The organism is Vibrio mimicus CAIM 602, from assembly GCF_000338875.1.
Lineage (GTDB): Bacteria > Pseudomonadota > Gammaproteobacteria > Enterobacterales > Vibrionaceae > Vibrio > Vibrio mimicus.
Genome location: NZ_AOMO01000092.1, coordinates 1 through 2,577, shown reverse-complemented (window position 1 = coordinate 2,577; position 2,577 = coordinate 1). Strand labels below are relative to the sequence as shown.

At 40.6% G+C, this 2,577-nt stretch carries 4 protein-coding genes and 1 pseudogene; all 5 read left to right on the top strand.

Annotated elements, in window-relative coordinates; translation table 11 throughout:
* The first annotated feature begins 21 nt into the window (after positions 1-21).
* Positions 22-202 (top strand): annotated as a pseudogene (locus tag D908_RS23260) (DUF645 family protein).
* A gap of 447 nt (positions 203-649) precedes the next feature.
* On the top strand, positions 650-922 hold the full coding sequence (locus D908_RS00915; protein WP_005527630.1) for a hypothetical protein: 273 nt from the start codon (positions 650-652) through the stop codon (positions 920-922).
* 144 nt (positions 923-1,066) lie between these two features.
* Complete coding sequence (locus D908_RS00920) at positions 1,067-1,663, top strand: DJ-1/PfpI family protein (protein WP_005527628.1); 597 nt, start codon at positions 1,067-1,069, stop codon at positions 1,661-1,663.
* A 156-nt stretch (positions 1,664-1,819) separates the two neighbouring features.
* Complete coding sequence (locus D908_RS22820) at positions 1,820-1,972, top strand: hypothetical protein (protein WP_235047402.1); 153 nt, start codon at positions 1,820-1,822, stop codon at positions 1,970-1,972.
* Between the two features lie 436 nt (positions 1,973-2,408).
* Positions 2,409-2,577 (top strand): DUF645 family protein (locus tag D908_RS21165; RefSeq protein ID WP_134815427.1); only part of this gene is annotated, 169 nt, incomplete at its 3' end.

Sequence of the window (2,577 nt, the reverse complement as noted above, 5' to 3'; positions counted from 1 at the left end):
CCATCAAGCTTCGATGCTTCAATGTTGTTGGATGCTCCACACGGAAAGTTGATTTCACAAGGCTGCATCATCGCTGAAAGTGTGCATTTCTTTGTCGCGGACTCTTAACCGTGGCCAACTTAGCCTTGAGCGTTTTGAGTTTTGGCCGTCAACTTCACAGCTTTTGGCTCTGAACGTGTGTTTGTGTGATGCTTTTGCGTAAAATGCATTTCAAGCAAAAGTGGTTAAAAGTCATTTTGAAACAATAGGCTACGAAGCTAACAAACGCCTCAAGAGGGACTGTCAACGCGTGGCGTTTCCAGCCCCAATGAGCCGCGGTGGTTACGGTTGTTGTGATTGAGTTTAGTGGTAGTGCGTTGTCAGCCCCTTAGGCGGGCGTTATAAGCTTTTGCGAATTATTGGCACATGGTATGCTTTTTGTTTAATAGTAAAAAATCTTGTTATAAGGAAATTTTGTGTACCTTTCTAAGTTATTGACATATACAGCAGCCCTAAGTTTAGCTCCTTTTTCAATTGCAGTAGCTAATAACTATATAGTAGAGCTTACACTTACAAATCCTAGCGGTCATGAATTAATGAAAAGTCATCAATTTGTGGGAGACTTTAATCAGATAAATAGAGTTGATAGGAAGCCTTACTTTATTAAAGAATGCATATCAACAAAGACTTCAAAAAAACATCTATCGGTGGAAAAGTCTTTTACTATGGACATGAAATTACGGTTGATACGGCTAAAAAAAGCATTTTGTTGAAAGAGTTTTATATCGATGACTCCAAATTTGATAGTTATGATTTAAAAGAGTGCTTTAACGATGAGGTTAAGCAACTTGAGTTTACTAGCAAAATTCCAGTTAACTTCAATGGCACAAAGGACTTTAAGTTAAATAGTGGAAACACTCTTAAAGTTTTTATTTCAAATTAGACGCTTATAACAAACGCTTCAAGAGGGACAGCCAACGCGCGGCATTTTTATTATGCGTTGGTTTTTGTGATTACGGTGTTATGCGGAAAATTGGTAGTAGCGTTGGCTGCCCCTTAAGCGGGCGTTAGGCAAATAGGAGTAAATATGGACATTGCTGTACTAACTTTTGACGGATTTAATGAACTGGATTCATTTATAGCAGCGGGTATTTTGAACCGCATGAAAGACGCTGGTTGGAATGTGCAAATAACAAGTCCATCTAAATACGTCACTTCAATGAACGGAGTTACAATCCAATCCCAACAACCTCTAGAGTTTGCTAATAGTGCCGACGTCGTATTATTTGGCAGCGGTGTGCTAACACGTGCTGTCGCTCAAGACAGAGATATACTTTCGAGGCTAACGCTAAACCCTGACACTCAGTTAATTGGTGGACAATGTTCAGGTACGTTGCTCATGTCAGTACTTGGTTTACTGTATCAAATACCAGCTTGTACCGATTTAACAACGAAACCTTGGGTTGTCGAATCAGGAGTTACTGTTTTAGATCAACCCTTTTATGCTAAAGGTAATCTTGCGACAGCGGGTGGTTGTTTGTCATCAAAGTACTTGGCTGCGTGGGTAATTAGCAAGTTATCAGGTAGGGGGGACGCTGAATCGGCAATTCATTATGTTGCGCCAGTCGGTGAAAAAGAAAGCACAGTTCAGCACTGCATGTCAGTAGTCGGTGCATACCTATAAAATTTGCCTAACAAAGCATTTAAGACGGATTCCCAACGCTCGGCATTTTTGGTTTACTTTGAATTTAGTGTTTACGGTACAATACTTTAAGTTCAGTGGTCTGCGTTGCTCACCACTTAATGCGGCGTTATAAGCTAAGTGGAAAAGGAGAAAAATGTGGCCAGTAAGGCGTATGAAGAGGGCTTTAATACGAGCCTATATTCTGATTATGTAAACCCTTATCCGGAAGATTCTTCTGAATTTGATGATTATGAGCGAGGTCGTTCTCAAAAAATTAAACGTAGTGGCTCAAACAGCAATTTTTTTTAATGACTTTAATCTTTGGGATACTGACATTGAGCCAGTTCGAGATATTCAATTTAAACCAAAAAAATCATTATTAGGGTCAGAGAAGCCAAATCCATATGCGCAGGCAAAAGGAAAGTAAATCTCTTAAAACTCGCTTATAACAAACGCCTCAAGAGGGACTGTCAACGCGCGGCGTTTCCAGTCCCAATGAACCGCAGTGGTTTCGGTTGTTGCGTTTGAGTTTGGTTGTATGCGTTGCCAGCCCCTTAGGCGGGCGTTAGCTTCTTAAAGGCTAGAATCATCAAAATCCAAGCTCAATCGCTCTGAAAAATCCGCTTTTAGCGTTCAAATTTCACAATTTGGCTTTTGAGTTTTCTTGATGCTGATTTGGTCGAACGTGTTGAAAATTCAGTGTTTTCAAAGTCGCTGAAAACTAGCAAGCCTAGATGCTTCAACGCTGTTGGATGTTCAACACTCAAAGTTTGGTTTCACAAAAGGCTGCATCATCGCTGTGATCTGGCTTTCTTTGTCGCGGACTCTTAACTGTGGTCAACTTAACCTTGATCGTTTTGAGTTTTGGCAGCCAACTTCACATGCTTTKGGCTTCTGGACGTGTGTTTGTGTGA

Excerpts from the sequence above, each read along its gene's own strand:
- D908_RS00915 (WP_005527630.1), top strand. The coding sequence starts at position 650 with ATGCATATCAACAAAGACTTCAAAAAAACATCTATCGGTGGAAAAGTC.
- D908_RS00920 (WP_005527628.1), top strand. The coding sequence starts at position 1,067 with ATGGACATTGCTGTACTAACTTTTGACGGATTTAATGAACTGGATTCA.